Raw genomic sequence first — 19217 nt, forward strand, 5'->3', positions numbered from 1 at the left:
GAAGCAGGGCAAATGATTCAGCTCATCTGCCCAACACGTTATTACCCTTTCTTTACCAGATAATGAAACTCTTTATTGCCATTTTCATCCAGGCGTTCTTCCTGTAACAGTAATTCATGCCCCAAGTGCATACAGAATTTTGGAATATCCCATGAAGTCGAATTATCCGTTGCAAACACCTCAACCACATCACCTGACTTGGACTTACGAATCGCCTGATGCAGCATCATCACAGGTTCTGGACAGCGTAAACCGCGAGTATTTAGTTGCAGGCTAGGAGTAATTTCAGCTTCAGACATCGGCAGACTCAGGAGGGAAAGACCAGGTTATTTTAACATAAACATGTGTCTATACCCATGACTGGCTTTATTGCCATTTTCGTTTTAAGTAGTTGACTGCGACAGTCACGGTCGCCTTAAATAATTGCAATAGACAACTGCATTTTCTGCGGTATGATAAAATTACATTTTTTTAGATATTAAGAGTTTTTAGGAAAGATCATGCACGAGGAATCAGGCCCGTCGTGGGGTATGCGCGGCTTACGCAAATGGCTGGGAACCGCTCCCGAAACTCGCGACGAACTGCTAAAACTAGTACAAGATTCACGTCGATTTCTAGAACCCGATACTGTAGCGATGCTAGAAGGCGTACTCGATCTTCCAGCGACCAAAATTCGTGAAGTGATGACACCACGCACTTCTATGATCAGCTTACAGGAAGATGACCAGCTTCTTGATATTCTGCATGTTTTGGTAGAATCAGCGCATTCGCGTTTTCCCGTATTTTCATCAGATCAGCCTGATAATGTGGTGGGCATTTTGCTTGCCAAAGACTTGCTGCCTTTCCTGACCGAACCGACTTCTAAGGTGGATATTCGTGCCTTAATGCGCCAGCCACTGTTCGTACCTGAAAGTGCACGTTCAGATCAGGTTTTGCGTATGTTGAAAAATACCCAGACCCATATTGCAGTCGTAATTGATGAATATGGCTCCACTTCTGGTCTGGTGACATTAGAAGACATTCTGGAAGAGATTGTTGGTGAAATTGAAGATGAACATGATATTGCTGATGAAGAAGCATTGTATATTGTTCCCGACAATGATCCGACCACAGCCAATACCTGGATTGTGCAAGCACTGACTCCAATTGAGCATTTTAACAATATGCTCGATGCCGACTTTTCTGATGATGAAGTAGAAACCATGGGTGGCCTGTTATTGCAGGAAATCGGATTGGTGAGCGATTTAGAAGGTCAGGTGATTGAGCTTGGAAATTGGATCTTTACCATTCTGGAAGCGGATGCCCGTTCTATTCACTCGATTCGGGCTGTGCGCCAATGAGGGCACATTTCGACAAGTTGTTGAAGCAGTCTGAAGGCTCTGAGCAACTTCCACTGATTTATCCACTGCTGCTGTCTTTATTTTCCGGTGCCATCTTCAGTTTTGCACTGGCGCCGTACCACTACTGGTGGTTAGCCATCCTGTCTCCGGCGCTGCTTTATGCTTGTCTGCGTAAACGCAGTGCCAAACAGGCTTTTGGTATTGGCTGGGCTTATGGCATTGGTTTATGGTTTGTTGGTGCATTCTGGTTGTATACCTCGATCCATGAATATGGTGATACCAGCTCATTCCTTAGTGTCGTGATGATTCTGATCATGGCCTTGGTCATGGGTCTATTTACCGCAGTACAGACCTTTATCTACCGTCGCTTCTTTCCGGAAACCCCTCTGACCTTTGCGCCATTGTGGGTACTGTTTGAATGGGCGAAGACTTGGGTCTTTACAGGTTTCCCATGGCTATTTGCCGGCTATGCCTTTACCGAACGTTTGCTGGATGGCTATGCGCCACTCTTCGGTGTGTTTGGCGTATCCTTCGTGGTGATCATACTGGCTTGTGCTTTGGTTGAGATTCTTAATCGTCGTGTGTTCTGGGCAATCCCATCCCTGCTGCTTTTGCTGGGTGCCTGGGGAGCTTCGCAACTGACTTTTGTGGAACAGAAAGAAGGCACTAAGCCACTCAGCGTGTCCCTGATTCAGGGTAATATTCCACAAGATTTGAAATGGTTGACTGAATATCAGGTTAAAACCCTGCTGATCTATGCCAATCTGACCAAGACCGAATGGGGTCGTGATTTGATCGTGTGGCCAGAATCTTCGATTCCGATGTTTCAGGCCGATATTCCTGATTTCCTAGATGCGATGAAAGCACAGGCAGAGAAATCCGGAAGCTCCTGGGTTACTGGTATTCCTTATTGGGATCTGAAAGAATCCCAAGCCGAAGGCACACCTAAGTATTACAACAGCATCATGGCCATCGGTGATGAAGCCAGTGGGCTATATAAAAAACAGCGTTTGGTGCCATTTGGTGAATACATCCCACTTTCCGGCGCGCTCAGCTGGGTACTTCCCGCTTTGCAAAATGATCCATCTATGAGCGGTTTTTCTCGTGGGGCAAATGATCAGCAACCGCTAAATATCAAAAATCAGCATCTGGGCTCTGCGATTTGCTATGAAGTCGCTTATCCGAATCTGACCCGTCGCAATGCCAGTCAAAGCGACTTTCTGGTAACGGTATCTAATGATGCCTGGTTTACTGGAACTGCTGGACCGCAGCAACACCTGCAAATGGTGCAAATGCGGGCCAAGGAAAATGGTCGCTGGTTTATCCGTGCGACCAATACCGGTGTAACCGCCTTTATTGATCATAATGGTCATATCGTGAAACGTGCGCCTATGGATCAAGAAGCGGTATTACGCGGTGAGTTGCCAGCAATGCAGGGTGAAACGCTGTATACGAAACTGAGTGACTGGCCTGTACTGATTCTCTCAACCCTGCTGTTATTACTTGGATGGCGTTTCCGCCCACGTAAAGTGGATGTCAGCTTTAAGTCGAGAAGATAATTTCTTAAGTTCCCTCTCCTGAGCTAATTTTAAAGCACTGCTTTTTAAATTAGCGCAAGTGAGGGTTAGGGAGAGGTAAATTTTTACCCTCTTCTCTTGCAAAGCAGTGCTTTTCATCTCCCAGAGGGAGAGGAAGTTTTATGCAATATTTTAAAAATAAAAACCGAGGCTTATGCCCCGGTTTTTTTTATTGGAAAGATAATTAAATCTGTACAGCAAGATAGGACATCATACTGGCCAATGATAGCATCGGCAGAAAACGGTAGAGCTGAACCACGCCACGCTCAAAGGATGAAATTTCTTCCTGTTTCACCTCCATGACGCTGGCTTTTAATGCCGACCAGAAGCACAAAGCTAACAAGCTGCTCATCAGACTCAGTGCAAAGAAACCTACCATGATCTGGCTGCTACCTTCCGTGCTTTGCCACAAATGCAAAACTGCTTGGCTCACCGGAAGAATGCTTAGAACCAAAAAGACAGATTTCAGCATTGTCCAATGAAACTGATTTATTTCATCTCTTATAATTAATGCTTTCATACCTATCTCCTTTGGCCGAATTTGTGCCATAGAAATCATTATGAGCTTTTTTATAGAAATGAAAAGTCTATATTTATTCATATTTTACGATAATTGTAATCGATAAACATGGAAATAATTCTTATTATGACTATCAAATAGAATGCATTATAAAATTAATTTTAAATTCATATATTTAAATTATATTTATGTATTAAGAGTTATTATCACTTCACTTAGTATTGAGATACCCAATTAAATGAAGTGATATATTCCATAAATAAAAAATTTATAATGATTCTTAATTAAGGCTGATAATAAATATCCGCATCTGTGCCTTCACCGCCAGACTGGCCATCAGCACCAAATGAATAAAGGTCAAATGAACGTCCATCCGTACCAGGAATGACATATTGCAACTCATTATCCCAACTGTCTTTCGGATAACCGCCTTTGACATAGCCACCCGGTAACCAGTTTTTTGCAGATGCAGGTTTGTTGACTAAAGCATCTAAACCGCCTTCCTGCATACTTGGATACTTACCATTATCCAGCTTGTACTGGTCCAGAGACCCGGCCACGCTTTGCAGTTTAATCACTGTAGTATCAACTTTTGCCTTCTCACCACGACCCATCACGTTAGGTACGATCAGTGCAGCCAATACGCCCAGGATCACAATCACGACCATTACTTCGATCAGGGTAAAACCCGAAGTATGTTTGATACGCGTCATACCTGAGCCTGTTTTTAAAGAATCTGGCTGTTCATTCATCATCTCAGTCCTTTTCACTCCATGTCTCTCATTGCTTAATTTTGAAAATCTGTTTGGGCTTATAATTGGAATTCTACCCACACTTTATTTAAATCATATTATTCATATTCACAATTGGCAGCATCACCGCAATTACGATTACTAACACAATACTTGCCATCAGCACCAGCATAAGAGGTTCCAGCAAAGCCAGTAACGTCGAAATCAGTGTGGTCACTTCACGGTCCTGCATGGTTGATGCCCGGTCCAGCATCCGGTCTAGTTCCCCGGAAGCTTCACCACTTCGAATCATTTGTACCATCATCGGTGGGAAATAACCACTACGCTCCAGCTGGGTCGCCAGGTTGCCGCCTTCAGTCACCTTTTCTGCTGCCAGATTAACGGCATCACGAATGACCCAGTTATTGCTGACCGCCGCACCAATCTTTAAGGCATCGACCAGCGGTACCCCAGAACGAGTTAAAATGGACAGGGTACTGGCAAAGCGTGCCGCATTAATCCCACGTGATAGTTTGCCAAATAGCGGTAATTTCAAGGTCAGGCGGTCAAAAGCATAATGTCCTGCGGTGGTGCGTAGAAAACGCACCAGCAGGAAAATAGCAACGGCACTACCAGCCAACATGAAAGGCCAAGCCATCCGGATAAAGTCACTGGCTTTCATCAACGCGACCGTGATCCATGGCAAAGCATCTTTGCTCTGGTCAAAGGTTTTGACAATGTCTGGAACGACATAGGTCATCAGGCCCATCACAATGGCAAAGGACATCAGCAGCAGAATAATCGGGTAAATCATCGCACCCTGAATTTTTTTCTGCATGGCAAAGCGGTTTTCGGTATAGTCCGCCAGCTGATCCATAATCAGGTCCAGATGTCCGGAACGTTCACCGGCAGCAATGGTTGCAATATACAGTTCCGGAAAGCGGCCGGATTGCTGCAAGCCCTGTGCCAGACTATGCCCTTCCAGCACCTTGGAACGCACCGACATCAGCAGGTTCTGTACATGCACCTTTTCGCTTTGTTTACCGACGGCGCGAATGGCTTCTTCCAGCGGAATACCGGCGGCAACCAGAACAGAGAGTTGCCGGGTCATCAGTGCCAGGTCATAAGCTGTAAGGCTTTTTTCAAACCAGCGCGGCCGGTAATGCTTGTCCTTTTGCTCGACTGGATCAACAGACACCGGAATCAAGGCTTTGTCCCGAAGTTGCTGACGGATCTGACGTGCAGAGTCCCCTTCCAGTACGCCTTTTTGCTGCTTACCCGAAGCATCAAGCGCGATAAATTGATATGCTGGCATTGTAATGCTCTAATTTTCCAAAAATTTGCCCCAACGCAGTTGCGTCAGACCATCAAAATCATTCATATTCTTAGATATAAAATATCTGCTCACTCTAACACAACTGCCTTTTTAGCACGACGAAAATTCATCAGGATGCCTCACTTGCCCATCTCAGATCACCCAGCCTCAACTCCTTCAGTTTATCGTGTTCGTGTTGCTGTTCCTGTTCATCTGTTTGACTGTTTTGATTACAGTTTAAGTGCGGCGCAATATCAGCAGGCTGAGGTTGGTGCGCGCGTGGCAGTGTCTTTCGGCCGGCAGAATCTGGTTGGGATCATTATGGAAAAGCTGCTGCCAGACACTCCACTAGATTCCAGTTTTAAACTTAAAGAGATTACTGAATTACTGGATGACCGGGCGCTCATTGATGACAAGGTACTGAATCTGCTGAACTGGTCAGCGCAGTATTACCAGTTCCCGATTGGTGAAGTGGTACAAAGTGCCTTGCCAACTTTATTACGTCAGGGTAAGCCCTATAACCTCCTGGCCCGGAACTGGAAACTGTTAGATGACCAGGCAGAAGCCAAGGTGCGCCGTTCCGAGCGTCAGCAGGAAGCTTATAAAATTTTAAAATTGCATCCAGTCGGTACCACTGAAACTGTACTGAACCTGGCAGGGATCGAGACAGCTACCCTAAAAGCTTTAGAGAAAAAAGGAATTTGTGAATGTGTGCTGGAACCTCAGGATTTCAGCCCGCAGCCTGTTCAATTGGCACAAATGCCGCTTACAGCCAATCCGGAACAGCAGCATGCCATTCAACAGGTACTGAAATTTAAAAATAAATATCAGGCCTTTTTACTGGATGGTCTGACCGGCAGCGGCAAGACTGAAGTTTATTTGCAGATCATGGAAAAGGTGCTGAAACAGGGAAAACAGGTTTTAGTGCTGGTACCGGAAATTGGCCTGACGCCACAAACCATTAGCCGGTTCCAGTCACGTTTCCATTGTCATATTGCCTTGTTACATTCTGGTTTAAATGACTCGAAACGTCTGCAAGCCTGGCAAGCTGCAGAAACCGGTAAAGCCTCGATTGTGCTGGGTACCCGTTCTGCCATTTATACCCCGATGCCCAATCTAGGATTGATCATCCTGGATGAGGAACATGATCTGTCTTTTAAACAGCAGGAAGGCTTCCGTTATCATGCCCGAGATGTTGCGCTTTATCGCGGGCATTTGCAGCAATGTCCGGTGCTTCTGGGCTCTGCCACACCCAGTATCGATACCTATGCACTGGTTGCCAATGGCAAAATGCAGGTACTGGAACTCAACCAGCGTGCTGGTACAGCCTTAATGCCAAAGATTCATATTTTAGATTTAAAGGTGGCACAGAAACAGCATGGCATCAGCCTGCATCTGATTCAGGAAATACGCAAACGTCTGGAAAAAAAGGAACAGGTACTGGTATTCCTGAACCGCCGTGGTTATGCACCCGTTTTGATTTGTGACAGCTGTGGCTGGCAGGCACAGTGTCCAAACTGTGATGCCAATTTCACTGTACACCGTCAGCCATATCAACATTTGCATTGTCACCATTGTGGCACCCTGCACCGTATGCCGGATCATTGTCCAAGCTGCAATCATACTGAACTCAAAACACTCGGCATGGGAACCGGCAAGGTCGAAGAGCAATTGAATGAACTCTTTCCCGATCATGAAATCATTCGGGTAGATCGTGACTCTACCAGCCGGGTCGGTAGCTGGCAGAAAATCTATGACAAGATTCAGAAAAGCGAGCCGGCGATTTTACTCGGTACGCAAATGCTGGCCAAAGGTCACCATTTCCCCTATGTCACACTGGTCGCTATTTTAGATATTGATTCTGGTCTGCTCAGTGTAGACTTCCGTGCCACCGAACGCACTGCCCAACTGATTGTACAGGTGGCTGGTCGTGCCGGTCGTGGCGAGCACAAGGGTGATGTCTATCTACAGACCTTACGTCCTGATCATGCTTTGCTAAATACCTTGGTGACAGATAATTACCGGGCTTTTGCCAAACAGACCTTAGAGCAGCGTAAGATTGCTCGCATGCCACCCTATCGCTATGCAGTGATGATCCGTTGCGAATCACGTGATCAGGCATTAAATACAGAGTTCTTACAGAAACATGCTGCCTTCTTAAGGCAGTATCAGGACCTGCAACTGGAGATCTGGGGACCTATTCCAGCACCAATGGAACGCAAGGCGGGCCGTTACCAATCACATATGGTACTACTGTCTGCAGACCGTCCACGTTTGCACTATTATGTCAGGGCATGGTGGCAAGCCATGCTGCAAGACAAACCTTCCTCAATGAAGTTAAGCCTGGATGTCGATCCACAAGAACTGAGCTAGTCCTGCAAGCTGCAATACGGAAATAAGATTTAAGGTTGAACATGTCGATACTGTTGCAAATTACATTAATTCTGGTGGCAGCATTGCTGATTGTACCCATCACCCGCTATTTGAAACTGCCAGCAGTGCTGGGTTATTTATTGACGGGCCTTGTGCTCGGTTCTGAAACCCTGAATCTCGTTACTGATCCCCAACTTCGTTCGATGCTAATGCAAATCAGTATCCTGTCTCTGCTGTTCTGGGTAGGTTTACAACTACGGCCACAACGCTTCATCCAGATGCCTCATTCTGCCTGGATCTCAACTGCTGCACTGGTCTTGGGGTCAGGCGCCATTCTGAGCTTATGTTCTGCCATTTTTTTACAGCAAAGTCTCATCACCAGTGTCGTCATTGGGCTGGCTGGCAGCCTGTCTGCGATGACACTGAGTATTCAACATCTGATGCGACAGGAGCAGTTTGCGACTTCCCATGGTCAGCTCAGTTATATCAGTTTATTAATTCAAGCCCTGCTGCTGATTCCACTAATTGCCATTATTCCACTATTTTCCGGAGTAAGTTCGACTGAACATGGCGTGGCTTATTTTGCTGCCATTATGGCAACCTTTACCGGACTGTTCCTGTGTAACCGCTATTTGATGCAACCCCTGTATCGCTGGATTGCCAGAAGCAGCAGCCATGACCTGCATGCTTTGGTGGCAATTTTTGTAATCCTCGGCTTGTTGGTACTGATGCAGACACTGGGACTAACACTATATTTAGGGGCCTTATTTGCCGGAATTCTGCTGGCAGATTCCGATTTCAGACCACACGTCGAAAATGCCACTCAGCCTTTTCATGGCATATTGATCGGTTTGTGTTTTATCAGTATTGGCCTAGCGATTCAGCTAAGTGATGTCTTGCAGATGCCTGGACTGATCATTGGTGGCGCCGTGCTGATCATATTGAGTAAATTTGTGCTCAGCCTGGCAATTGCCCGTTATTATCAAAATAGCTGGCGTACCAGCACCTTGACCGCAGTTAGCCTGTCCCAAGGCGGTGAGTTCGCTTTTGTGTTACTCACTATTGCAGTTACCCATACCATCTTAGATATCAGCTTGTTATCGCCACTTCTGTGTATGCTGGCGCTATCCATGTTAATGACACCAGTGCTCTACTGGTTGCTCGATCAACAAATCTTACCGCGATTAAATCGCTCACATCATCTGGTCGCAGACTTTGATACCCAGGTAGAGCCTTTAGCCACTACACCGATTTTACTGATTGGTTTTGGTCGCTTTGGGCAAATCGTAGCACGTGTACTTCATCAGCAAGGTTTGAGCTTTAGTGTAATGGACAATACGGTTGAAGCAAGCGAGCTACTCAGAGATCAAGCTATTCCTTTCTTTCAGGCAGATGCAACTGAAACCACGGCGCTACAACTGACAGATATTGCTTCCAAAGATCAGGTGATTGTCGCGATTGATGATATTGAGGATTCTTTGCTGATCGTACGTCATTTGTGCTGGAATTACCCTGATCTGAAATTGTGGGTACGCGCGCGTGATCGACATCATGCACATTTGCTGCATGAACTGGGTGTGGAAAATGTTTTCCGTGAAACTTATCTTTCTGCTCTAGCGCTGACACAGTCATTACTGGCAGCAACCCATCAATCTGTAGAACTCGCTGAGCAGACAATTCTACAGTTCCGTCAGTATGATGAAACTGTATTAAAAGCAGAACAGCAGGCTGAATCTGCTCCTAAGTCATTACATGCTCAACAGCACAGCAGCATGGCGGAGTTAAGCTACCTGTTCGAACAGGATCAACATCGTAAAAGTGTAATAAATCCAATACAGAAGCAACAGAATGTCAACGGCACAGGAATTGATACCATAACAGATGATCTGTCATAACTTGTGTTTTACAATAGTGTCACCATTAAAGCAGGGTTATGGAGAATTTTATGTCTGATTTACGCCAACGCTTTTTTATTGAGGATAGCCCTGTTCGTGGTGAAGTAGTGCATCTTCAAGAAGCTTTACAAACAATTTTAGCGCAGCGCGACTATGCTCCTGCCGTACAAATCCTTTTGGGCGAAATGCTCAGTGCGACTGCCCTATTGGCAAGTACGTTAAAAATCAAGGGACGCATCAGTCTGCAGATTCAGGCTACTGGCACATTTAAATGGGCGATGGCGGAATGTAACCATCGTGGTGAAGTGCGTGCGTTGGCTGATTATGAAGAAGATCCCCGTTTTCAGGTGGCAGAAGACAGCAGTACCGTTCTAAAAGCCCTGATCAGTCCTGTACTGTTTATCAATATTGAGCCTGAAGTCGGTGAGCGCTACCAAGGTATCGTACCACTGGATAAACATAATCTGGCGGGCTGTCTGATGCAGTATTATGATCTGTCTGCACAGATTCCAACCCGTATTGTGCTGGCAAGTGACCAAAAGCGTTCAGGTGGTCTGCTGATCCAGCTTCTACCACGTAATAGTGAGGAAGAACAACGCTATGTGGATGAGGATTTGTGGCCACGCGTGACCATGTTGACTGAAACCTTGAAAGCAGAAGAACTGGTTAGCCTGGATACCAATGAAATCCTCTATCGTTTATATAACGAAGAACAAGTCCGTTTGCCTGAAGCAGAACAGCTGAAATTTGGTTGTACCTGTTCTAAAGAACGCTGTGCCATTGCCTTGCAACAGATCGGGGTTGAATCTGTTCGTGAAACTTTAGAATTCCAGAATCCAATTGAAATGGATTGTCAGTTCTGTAACAGCCAATACACCTTTACTGCTGAAGAAGCTTTAGGTCTGTTCGGTGAGCACCTTAGTTAATTACAGGTATCTTTGTTAATAAAAGCACTCAATAGGAGTGCTTTTATTTTTATAAATCCAGAGTTGTCTTTTCTATGAAGAATAAATATTTTTAATCTCAAACTTACCATATCATTCAGCTCTACACGGCTATATGGACATAGCAATATTTGGCCCCACTCTATTCTTAATGAATATAAACTCAATCCCTTATTAATCAATCCTGATTTCCAAGGTGGTCTGATCTGATTATGTGGACCGCTTTAAATGGTTCTTCTTTTTAATCTGCTGATTCAGCAAATATTCACCACGTCCCAAATTTCTCGATTAATGTGATTTTTCATCAATTCAGCTTTTAATTTTTCTTGAAGATATTTGATTATTCGCTGGTAATTAGTAGATTTTTCACGCTATATTAATTCCATAATATTTTTATGCCTTTAAGATTTTAGAAGCATTTTTAATACTGGGGGAATGTGTGATGATGAAATTTAAACTGTTCTGTTCCATGATTGTTGTAGCAGCAAGCATGATTAGCCTGTCAGTATCTGCCAACAATGATCCACTGCTTGGACAATGGAAAACCATTGATGACCGTACCGGTTATTCTCTGGCAGATGTCATCATCAGTAAGGATGCTAAAGATCGCTATATGGCCAAAATTGTAAATGTACGCGAGGTTCCGGGGGCGGTTCCTCAACAAAACTGTACTCAATGCACCGGCTCTCTCAAGGATCAGCCTCTGGTTGGACTGACCATGCTTAAGGGTCTGAGCAGTCATCCAGAAAAGACTAATGAATTTATTAATGGCACCCTGCTCGACCCCATCTCGGGAAAGCTATATCAGGCACGTGCACGTCTGAAAAATAATGGCCGACATCTGGCAATTCATAGCCGAACTGAAGGATCTCCAGTCGGGCGTAATATGACTTGGATCAAAAATTGAAAATTGCGTTGTCCAAGTTAGGCGATATGACTTGGACAAGCTTCAAACATTTTCGATAAAACATGATTCTTCGTTCATTTAACCCGTATTAAAACAACTTTCATCACAAAATAATAAATTGATTTATAAAGTTATTATTTATAAATTAGAGCAATAAATCTATTTTAAAACACGATAATTTCCTAGGATGGATATGAAACAATTAGTACGCGCTTTATGTATGGGGATTTCTTTAGCAACCGTGTCAGTATGCAGTTTAGCCAATGTAGATCCATTGATTGGAATATGGAAGACTGTAGATGACCAAAGTGGCTATTCACGTGCAGATGTCGAAATCCGCAAAAAACCTGATGGCACCTATGAAGGGATTATTGTCGAAACCCGGAGTCTACCAGGTGCCGAAAAACAAGTTATTTGCCATAACTGCCCTGGCAAGCTCAAAGGTAAACCGTTCATTGGCTTACCTTTTATTTGGAATTTTAAACAAAATCCAAATAAGCCAAATGAATACATCGATGGTCAAGTCTTAGATCCAATTGGGGGCAAGATCTATAAAGGTAAAGCACGTTTGAACGCTAATGGTAAACGCTTAACTCTGCGTGGTTATGTAGGCGTTTCCGTAATTGGACGCAGCGTAACTTGGATAAAACACTAATTTAGTTAGTATTTTAAAAAGCCTCTACTCAGAGGCTTTTTTATTGTCATGATTTGAAACAATAAGGTACAAATCTTCACTGTTGTAGTGCACTAAAACTCAGAATAATGGATCGAACACGGTTATTTTTTATCCATTTACTATGTTCAGATCATATACCTATATGCTCCAACGATTACCTGACTCTTTATTAAAAGCGGGTCACGGCACAGGGATGTCCAAAAATAAAAATAAGCAATATGGTGATGCATCTGAAACTATTTTTGACCAATGTTCGGCAAAACAGTTGCTATGGCGTGGCAGATATCAGCCACTTTTAGCTCATCACTTGCCTAACTTAAATTTAAGCAGGTTTTGTACCTCCAGCAGTTTTTGCACGACTGCCACGCATATATTGAATCATGGGAAATCTGATCTCAGGCATTATCTCCAATCCTATCTATTACCATATGCCCCCGATCTGATTCACAGCAATGACTTTAGTCTGGATATTTAAGGAGCAGGCCATGACCACCATTCAATATAAAGAAAATTTTTCTCAGGGTTTTATCCCCTCAGAAATCATGGATGACCATCAATTTGATCTCAGCCATTTTGCAGAAGCATGCGGGCAAAGCCCGGAATGGGTAATACAGCTGATGGAACATGGCATTTTACCTAACCGTAGTCGCAACACTTCCTATCATTTCATTGGTGAAGACGTTACCCGAGCACAACGGGCATACCGCTTACAACGTGATTTTGATGCATCTTTTAGTGCTGTCGCCATGATGCTGGATCTGATTGATGAAGTTCAACAGCTACGTCGTGAAGTGAAGCATCTGCACTTCAAATAACCTCCCCCTCCCTGGTCTATCTCGGCTGAAACTGAGATGGTTCGGGGATTCTTACATTATTTTTTTGAGTTTATAACTGATTATGAAAACCAGAGATTGCAATAAAAAATTAAAGTACATGTTCCCCGAATATCGCGACCTTATTACCCAGCTTCGGGATGAAAATCCGTATTTCGCCCGTATTTTTGAGGAACATGATGAATTGGATCGACAGATTGCACAGCTGGCATTAGACCCGGTAAATCTTGTTAATACAGATATCGAAGCAATCAAGCGAAAAAAATTAAAGCTAAAAGATGAGATTTACAGATTACTCAAGAATTCAGAGGCAGATCCTTTGACCTGATTCAGAATAGTTAAGACTAAAAGCAGGCAGCTCATGTTATAAGAATCCAAAAGTGATTTTAAGCATAAGCAGGAGAATGATTGGCATCCTACTTCCTGCCTCTATAAAAATGCCAAAAACCTAAGGTGGTCTAAATAATTTAGTGGATGATATTTTGTTCATAAGCGAAAGAATCAATTCAGTATTGTTTAGATCACATCTCTGCTGGCAGCAAATTCAATTAACTTTAATTTGCTGCCAGCGCTCTGGTCAAAATAAAATCTAAAAATATGATCAAGACATAATCCTTCAGCAACATCATCGCAAGCGATGCAATTCAAATATTGACTGGATCTAACGGATTTTTCTCACTTAAATCAGCCGGTATTTTTTGATTTTATAAACTTCAGATGTAAAAAAGCCTGCATAAAGCAGGCTTTTTTCAGACTTTAAAAGTCATCTCACAATTAAGCTTGTTCAATGTCTTTCATTGTCAATTTGATACGGCCACGGTTGTCAACATCAGCAACCTGTACTTTCACTTCCTGACCTTCTTTCAATACGTCTGCAACATTGGCAATACGTTCGTTAGAAATTTGAGAAATGTGTAGCAGACCGTCAGTACCTGGCAGGATATTAACGAACGCACCGAATTCAACGATACGAATCACTTTACCTGTATAGATCGTACCTGGTTCAACTTCAGCAGTCAGCGCCTGGATTTTTGCAATCGCAGCTTGTGCAGCAGCTTTAGTTTCACCAAATACGCGTACTGTACCATTGTCTTCAATATCAATCGCAGCTTTGGTTTCTTCAGTGATTTGACGAATAGTCGCACCACCTTTACCAATTACGTCACGGATTTTGTCAGGATTAATGGTAATTACCTGGAAAGTCGGTGCGTGCATAGAAATTTCTGGACGAGCACGTGAAATCACCTGGTTCATTGCATTCAGGATGTGCATACGACCTGCATACGCCTGGTTCAAAGCAACTTCCATGATTTCTTCAGTGATACCTTCGATTTTGATATCCATCTGAAGTGCAGTAATACCGTTTGCAGAACCGGCTACTTTAAAGTCCATATCACCAAGGTGATCTTCGTCACCCAGGATGTCAGAAAGAACTGCGAAACGTTCGCCTTCTTTCACAAGACCCATCGCGATACCAGCCACTGGTGCTTTAATTGGTACACCTGCATCCATAAGTGACAAAGAAGCACCACATACAGAAGCCATTGAAGATGAACCGTTCGATTCAGTGATATCAGATACGATACGGATCACGTACGGGAAGCGGTCTGCCGCAGGCAGAACAGCTTGAACACCACGACGTGCCAAACGACCATGACCAATTTCACGACGTTTAGGACCAGATTCACGACCAGTTTCACCTACAGAGTATGCAGGGAAATTATAGTGAAGCATGAAGTTGTCAGTTTTAGTACCTGATAATGTATCAACCATCAAGGCATCACGTGTGTTACCCAAAGTTGTTGTTACCAACGCCTGAGTTTCACCACGTGTAAACAATGCTGAACCATGTGCACGGTCTAACACGCCAACTTGTACGTCAAGTGCACGAACTGTTTTCGTGTCACGACCGTCGATACGTGGCTTACCAGATAGGATGTTGTCACGTACTGTGCGGTATTTCAGATCTTCAAACAATTCGTTCAAGTCGTCTGCAATACCAGTTTCGTCATTTTCAGGAACGAATTGAGCAACTGCTTCAGCTTGAATTGCATCAAGTGCCGCATAACGGTCTTGCTTAATTGCAATGGTATATGCTTCAGAGATTTTCGCTTCAAACGCTTCTTTCAGTTTTGCCTGAAGATCTTCGTTTTTAGTTGGAGCAACCCAAGTTGATTCTTTTGCGCCAGCTGCAGCAGCAAATTCTTTAATTGCTTGAATCGCGATTTGCATTTCGTCATGACCGAACAATACAGCGCCCAGCATCTGGTCTTCTGAAAGTTCTTTCGCTTCAGATTCAACCATCAATACTGCAGATTCTGTCCCTGCAACCACCAGGTCAAGGTCAGACTGAGCCATTTGTTCATAGTTCGGGTTAAGAACATATTCACCGTTGATCAAACCAACACGTGCGCCACCGATTGGACCACGGAATGGTGTACCCGCAATCGCAAGTGCAGCAGAAGTACCTAACATCGCAGCGATGTCAGCTTCCATAGTCTTGTCAGAAGAAATTACAGTCGCAGTCACCTGGATTTCATTGTAATAACCTTCTGGGAATAATGGACGGATTGGACGGTCAATCAGACGTGAAATTAAAGTTTCAGCTTCAGACGCACGGCCTTCACGTTTACCATAACCACCCGGGATACGGCCTGCAGCATATTGCTTTTCTTGATAGTTTACGGTTAACGGGAAGAAGTCTTGACCCGCTTTAGCAGTCGGTTGGGCTACAACAGCAACTAGTACGGTTACGCCGCCCATAGTAATCACAACAGTATTGGCCTGGCGTGCAACACGACCAGTTTCAAGAACCACTTGGTGCTGACCAAACTGGAATTCTTTACGAACAATATTAAACATCGACATGTTTTATTTTTTCCTAGTTCTTGTGAACAATTATTCTAGTGGAGACCCCTAAGGTTTGGCATTCACGTCCATTTGAACGAGTAAATGACAAAGCTTAGAAGCCGACCTCACCAGAAAGAAACACTAATTTTAAACACAAAGAAGGAGCGAAACATTCGCCCCTTCCTAGGCCTGACTAAAAAGCCAAGCTGACTTTAGTTTTCAGCTGTAAAGCACAATGCATGCAATAAACCCGAAAATAAAGCTTAAATCGAATTAACGACGTAAACCTAAAGCACCGATCAAAGCAACATAACGACCGTGGTCTTTACCATTTAGGTAGTCAAGAAGCTTACGACGTTGGTTAACCATACGGATTAGACCGCGACGGCTATGGTGGTCGTGTTTATGCTCTTTGAAGTGACCTTGTAAGTCATTGATTTGAGCAGTTAAAAGAGCTACTTGAACTTCTGGTGAACCAGTGTCGTTTTCAGCGCGAGCGAATTTAGCGATGATCTCTGCGCGATCTGCGTTTGTTAAAGCCATTCGATTTCTCCGAGATGCTTATATATTTTGATAAAAATCAAAGTAATGAGAATTCAGAACATTGACTGCCGTGCATCACTACAGCAAGTTGCATATTTTAAGGGAAATTACGTTAGATTGCAAAAATAGATCATGCGACGATAGATAGATTTAAAGAAATCCACTCAATTCACTGGAAGCATATCATTTATCTGCAAAATAAAGCTTGTTGAACTGGGTTAGAGATTGAACGAAAAATTATGAAAAACGCCTTAATTATTTCAGACAAATATAGAACAGCTGATCTTTCGCCTCATTAGCTAGATACATGGGTAATTTTATTTAGCCATAAAAAAAAGCCCGAGAGGACTCGGGCTTCTTGTGCGCTGTAGTTTCTTCTTTTTCATTATTTTTTTATTATTTATTGTTTTTATTACGCTGCATCGCGCTTTATAGTTATTATTGTTAATAAAAACTTTCCATGCTCTTACTACAACATCCCTGTGTAGTAGATTCTGCCATAAAGCCGGGCTACTCATAGACGCATTTTTCGTATCTATATGTAAGTATTTTCTTACATTAATTAACCTAAATTGTGATTAATATTACACAAATCTCATTTTTAACCCATCTTGTTCATCTTATATGGATGATTTAGATAAATTAAATAATTTATTAAATTATGCTACCTTTCCATAAACTCAAGATATAAAAAAGCCTTGTAGTCTCTCCCAAAACTACAAGGCTTAGCGGCTGTAAGTTTCCTCTTTTTTCACCTACATCAATGTAAGTTCGCTGTCTCACGACTTTCTTATAATAATTATGCGATTATACTCAACTTTCCTTGTTGAGTTCTTTGTAGGGCCCATCTTCTCAAAAAGGGCAGTGAAGCTCTATCCGCAAATCTCCTGAATCGCTGTAAGCATATGCTTACATTAATCAGTTTCACTATCACCTGAAAAGTTATGACACTGTTCAATGATTTTTTTGCTTAAGCCACTACGACGGGTAGTTTTCAGGCTTAATGATTGTATAAATGCTTCACGATCTACCAATAGTGTGACTGCTTTTTTTGCACGTGTAATCGCTGTGTAAATCAGTTCCTTACTTAACAGGTTACTGGCTTTATGATCCAGTACGACTGCAGTGTGCCTAAACTCTGAACCTTGGGATTTGTGAATGGTTAGAGCAAAGGCAGTTTCAATACTTTTTGGCAAACGCGTTGCTAAAACCCATTTTTCCAGACTCGGAAAATAGATTTCAAACTGGCGCTGTCCAAGATGCTCCCGCAGGAAACAGATCCCAATATCCCCATTCGATAGTCCCAGCTGGTAATCGTTATAAGTCATCATCACCGGACGACCGATATACCAGTCGCCCTGCTTGATCTGCCCGGTTGCAGTGAGCAGGCGCTGTTCAATCTGCTGATTGAGTCGGGTCAGACCAAAAACCCCATGGCGGATCGCAGTCAGAATACGGTAATCATCAAAATGACGGATGATCTGCTCTACAAACCTATTAAAATTTTGGCTGCCTACCCCTGTTTTGAGTGCCTGTACATAGCTCTGATAACCATACATCAGCTGGTCATAATAAGATTGAGCATCATTGAGCAGTACATTTTCCGGCAGGTATTGCAGCTGTAGATGGTCAATTTCGATCTGCTCCAGATCAATGGTCTGCAGCTCGGATGCAGTTACCACTTGCTGTTCAAATTCGGTTAACAGATCATGATCAGGATGTGCTTTCTGAATAAAATGTGCCAGTGCACCAATCCGTGCCCCTTCACTAAACCGTCGAGTTTTCATCAGATTGATCCGGTTATTGACCAAGGCCGGAACCTGCTGTAAATCAGCTAATACTGTGCCGACATCGACAGAAGCCAGCTGATTCGCATCGCCCAGTAGAATCAAACGCGCCCCATCTGGCACCGCTGCCAGCAGCATCTGTGCCAAGCTCAGATCAAGCATAGAGGCTTCATCGACCACAATCACGTCATAAGATAGTGGCTGTCGGGCATGGAATCTTGGCTGTGCAGTTATTCCCAAACCTAAGAGACGATGCAAAGTCACAGGTTGTAACTGTTTCAAAGTTTCCAGATTAAACTGGGCCAGTGCTGGACTGCTCAAGGCATTCTGCAACGCTTCTTTCATACGCTGTGCCGCTTTGCCGGTCGGTGCTGCCATGGCAATCCGGATGTCCGGCAAACTTTCATTCAGCACCGCAATGATATGTGCCAGCGTATAGGTTTTCCCGGTTCCCGGGCCACCCGTAATAATACTTAAACCTTGACTGGCCACCATTTCCAGCGCTTTCTGCTGTTGCAGATCAGCAAGCAGGCTGCGATGACGGTCATTCAACTGAACAGCTTTTAACTGCTGGGATTTGATGCGAACTACATGCGCAGCGATTGCCTGTTCCAGTTTCCAGTAACGGTACAGGTACAACTGCTGGTCCTGAAAAATAAAGGGTGCAATCGCATGCTGATCAGACTCGCCACGGCGCACCAAATTGTGCAGCAAGGCGACTTGATCCTCTGCCGCGTCAATACAGCTGTTACCATTTTGCATGGCTTCCAGTACGGCATGCATGAGCAGTTTGGCCTCATCGCCGAAGTTAGCTGAGCTGAATGGTGGCTGACATATATGCTCGATCCAGAGCATCAATGGCGAAGCCAGCTGTGATATGTGATTTTGCTCATTTTCCACACAGTTATCCTCAAACTTATCCACAG

At 43.8% G+C, this 19217-nt stretch carries 16 protein-coding genes; 9 read left to right on the plus strand and 7 right to left on the minus strand.

Annotation, left to right across the window (positions count from 1 at the left end; genetic code table 11):
- Positions 1 to 41: 41 nt before the first annotated feature.
- The gene (gene tusA, locus F955_RS01840; protein ID WP_004813458.1) at positions 42 to 299 is read right to left on the minus strand and encodes a sulfurtransferase TusA; all 258 of its coding nucleotides are present in this window, start codon (positions 297 to 299) and stop codon (positions 42 to 44) included.
- A 201-nt stretch (positions 300 to 500) separates the two neighbouring features.
- Here tusA and F955_RS01845 point away from each other — a divergent pair, with 201 nt between their 5' ends.
- Together F955_RS01845 and lnt are read left to right on the plus strand one after the other, a co-directional pair.
- Entirely contained in the window at positions 501 to 1340 is an 840-nt protein-coding gene (locus F955_RS01845) for an HlyC/CorC family transporter (protein WP_004813460.1), read from the plus strand.
- Positions 1337 to 2899 carry an apolipoprotein N-acyltransferase gene (lnt, locus tag F955_RS01850; RefSeq protein WP_004890467.1) on the plus strand — a complete coding sequence of 521 codons (1563 nt, stop codon included), beginning with the start codon at positions 1337 to 1339 and terminating at the stop codon, positions 2897 to 2899. The genes F955_RS01845 and lnt overlap by 4 nt, the downstream gene beginning before the upstream one ends.
- Before the next feature lie 202 nt (positions 2900 to 3101).
- Here the strand turns inward: lnt and F955_RS01855 are convergent, their stop codons facing one another.
- The 3 genes from F955_RS01855 to gspF all read right to left on the minus strand — a co-directional run bounded on the left by F955_RS01855 (position 3102) and on the right by gspF (position 5483).
- Complete coding sequence (locus F955_RS01855; RefSeq protein ID WP_004890469.1) at positions 3102 to 3437, minus strand: hypothetical protein; 336 nt, start codon at positions 3435 to 3437, stop codon at positions 3102 to 3104.
- A 284-nt stretch (positions 3438 to 3721) separates the two neighbouring features.
- The gene (gene gspG, locus F955_RS01860; RefSeq protein ID WP_017401519.1) at positions 3722 to 4189 is read right to left on the minus strand and encodes a type II secretion system major pseudopilin GspG; all 468 of its coding nucleotides are present in this window, start codon (positions 4187 to 4189) and stop codon (positions 3722 to 3724) included.
- 88 nt (positions 4190 to 4277) lie between these two features.
- The gene (gspF, locus tag F955_RS01865) at positions 4278 to 5483 is read right to left on the minus strand and encodes a type II secretion system inner membrane protein GspF (RefSeq protein ID WP_004813469.1); all 1206 of its coding nucleotides are present in this window, start codon (positions 5481 to 5483) and stop codon (positions 4278 to 4280) included.
- Positions 5484 to 5618: 135 nt separating this feature from the next.
- Here gspF and F955_RS01870 point away from each other — a divergent pair, with 135 nt between their 5' ends.
- From F955_RS01870 to F955_RS01900, 7 genes are all read left to right on the plus strand, one after another.
- Positions 5619 to 7856: a primosomal protein N' gene (locus tag F955_RS01870; RefSeq protein WP_034429514.1), complete on the plus strand. Its 2238-nt coding sequence runs from the start codon at positions 5619 to 5621 to the stop codon at positions 7854 to 7856.
- A 41-nt stretch (positions 7857 to 7897) separates the two neighbouring features.
- Positions 7898 to 9751 carry a cation:proton antiporter domain-containing protein gene (locus tag F955_RS01875; RefSeq protein ID WP_004890476.1) on the plus strand — a complete coding sequence of 618 codons (1854 nt, stop codon included), beginning with the start codon at positions 7898 to 7900 and terminating at the stop codon, positions 9749 to 9751.
- Positions 9752 to 9801: 50 nt separating this feature from the next.
- Positions 9802 to 10677, plus strand: coding sequence for an Hsp33 family molecular chaperone HslO (gene hslO / locus F955_RS01880; RefSeq protein WP_004813475.1), 876 nt, complete (start codon positions 9802 to 9804; stop codon positions 10675 to 10677).
- A 460-nt stretch (positions 10678 to 11137) separates the two neighbouring features.
- Positions 11138 to 11602 carry a DUF2147 domain-containing protein gene (locus F955_RS01885; RefSeq protein ID WP_004890480.1) on the plus strand — a complete coding sequence of 155 codons (465 nt, stop codon included), beginning with the start codon at positions 11138 to 11140 and terminating at the stop codon, positions 11600 to 11602.
- Positions 11603 to 11795: 193 nt separating this feature from the next.
- A complete protein-coding gene (locus tag F955_RS01890) occupies positions 11796 to 12257 on the plus strand; it encodes a DUF2147 domain-containing protein (protein ID WP_004813478.1) in 462 nt (153 codons plus the stop codon).
- 506 nt (positions 12258 to 12763) lie between these two features.
- Positions 12764 to 13093: a chaperone modulator CbpM gene (locus tag F955_RS01895; protein WP_004813480.1), complete on the plus strand. Its 330-nt coding sequence runs from the start codon at positions 12764 to 12766 to the stop codon at positions 13091 to 13093.
- A gap of 82 nt (positions 13094 to 13175) precedes the next feature.
- Positions 13176 to 13439 carry an HP1242/YdcH family protein gene (locus tag F955_RS01900; protein WP_008303905.1) on the plus strand — a complete coding sequence of 88 codons (264 nt, stop codon included), beginning with the start codon at positions 13176 to 13178 and terminating at the stop codon, positions 13437 to 13439.
- A 446-nt stretch (positions 13440 to 13885) separates the two neighbouring features.
- On the opposite strand, the gene pnp is transcribed toward F955_RS01900, so the two are convergent.
- The 3 genes from pnp to recD form a co-directional block, all read right to left on the minus strand.
- Positions 13886 to 15973: a polyribonucleotide nucleotidyltransferase gene (gene pnp / locus F955_RS01905; protein WP_171056640.1), complete on the minus strand. Its 2088-nt coding sequence runs from the start codon at positions 15971 to 15973 to the stop codon at positions 13886 to 13888.
- Positions 15974 to 16234: 261 nt separating this feature from the next.
- Positions 16235 to 16504: a 30S ribosomal protein S15 gene (rpsO, locus tag F955_RS01910; protein WP_004637724.1), complete on the minus strand. Its 270-nt coding sequence runs from the start codon at positions 16502 to 16504 to the stop codon at positions 16235 to 16237.
- Between the two features lie 914 nt (positions 16505 to 17418).
- Positions 17419 to 19191: an exodeoxyribonuclease V subunit alpha gene (gene recD / locus F955_RS01920; RefSeq protein ID WP_004890485.1), complete on the minus strand. Its 1773-nt coding sequence runs from the start codon at positions 19189 to 19191 to the stop codon at positions 17419 to 17421.
- Between the last annotated feature and the right edge of the window lie 26 nt (positions 19192 to 19217).

Source organism: Acinetobacter schindleri CIP 107287 (genome assembly GCF_000368625.1).
Taxonomy (GTDB): Bacteria; Pseudomonadota; Gammaproteobacteria; order Pseudomonadales; family Moraxellaceae; genus Acinetobacter; species Acinetobacter schindleri.

Bases quoted from the DNA above. Each gene is read 5' to 3' on its own strand.
- gspG (WP_017401519.1), bottom strand. From the start codon at position 4,189: ATGAATGAACAGCCAGATTCTTTAAAAACAGGCTCAGGTATGACGCGT.
- F955_RS01885 (WP_004890480.1), top strand. From the start codon at position 11,138: ATGATGAAATTTAAACTGTTCTGTTCCATGATTGTTGTAGCAGCAAGC.
- F955_RS01855 (WP_004890469.1), bottom strand. From the start codon at position 3,437: ATGAAAGCATTAATTATAAGAGATGAAATAAATCAGTTTCATTGGACA.
- pnp (WP_171056640.1), bottom strand. From the start codon at position 15,973: ATGTTTAATATTGTTCGTAAAGAATTCCAGTTTGGTCAGCACCAAGTG.
- F955_RS01900 (WP_008303905.1), top strand. From the start codon at position 13,176: ATGAAAACCAGAGATTGCAATAAAAAATTAAAGTACATGTTCCCCGAA.
- F955_RS01875 (WP_004890476.1), top strand. From the start codon at position 7,898: ATGTCGATACTGTTGCAAATTACATTAATTCTGGTGGCAGCATTGCTG.
- F955_RS01895 (WP_004813480.1), top strand. From the start codon at position 12,764: ATGACCACCATTCAATATAAAGAAAATTTTTCTCAGGGTTTTATCCCC.
- tusA (WP_004813458.1), bottom strand. From the start codon at position 299: ATGTCTGAAGCTGAAATTACTCCTAGCCTGCAACTAAATACTCGCGGT.
- rpsO (WP_004637724.1), bottom strand. From the start codon at position 16,504: ATGGCTTTAACAAACGCAGATCGCGCAGAGATCATCGCTAAATTCGCT.
- F955_RS01870 (WP_034429514.1), top strand. From the start codon at position 5,619: ATGCCTCACTTGCCCATCTCAGATCACCCAGCCTCAACTCCTTCAGTT.
- F955_RS01890 (WP_004813478.1), top strand. From the start codon at position 11,796: ATGAAACAATTAGTACGCGCTTTATGTATGGGGATTTCTTTAGCAACC.
- gspF (WP_004813469.1), bottom strand. From the start codon at position 5,483: ATGCCAGCATATCAATTTATCGCGCTTGATGCTTCGGGTAAGCAGCAA.
- hslO (WP_004813475.1), top strand. From the start codon at position 9,802: ATGTCTGATTTACGCCAACGCTTTTTTATTGAGGATAGCCCTGTTCGT.
- lnt (WP_004890467.1), top strand. From the start codon at position 1,337: ATGAGGGCACATTTCGACAAGTTGTTGAAGCAGTCTGAAGGCTCTGAG.
- F955_RS01845 (WP_004813460.1), top strand. From the start codon at position 501: ATGCACGAGGAATCAGGCCCGTCGTGGGGTATGCGCGGCTTACGCAAA.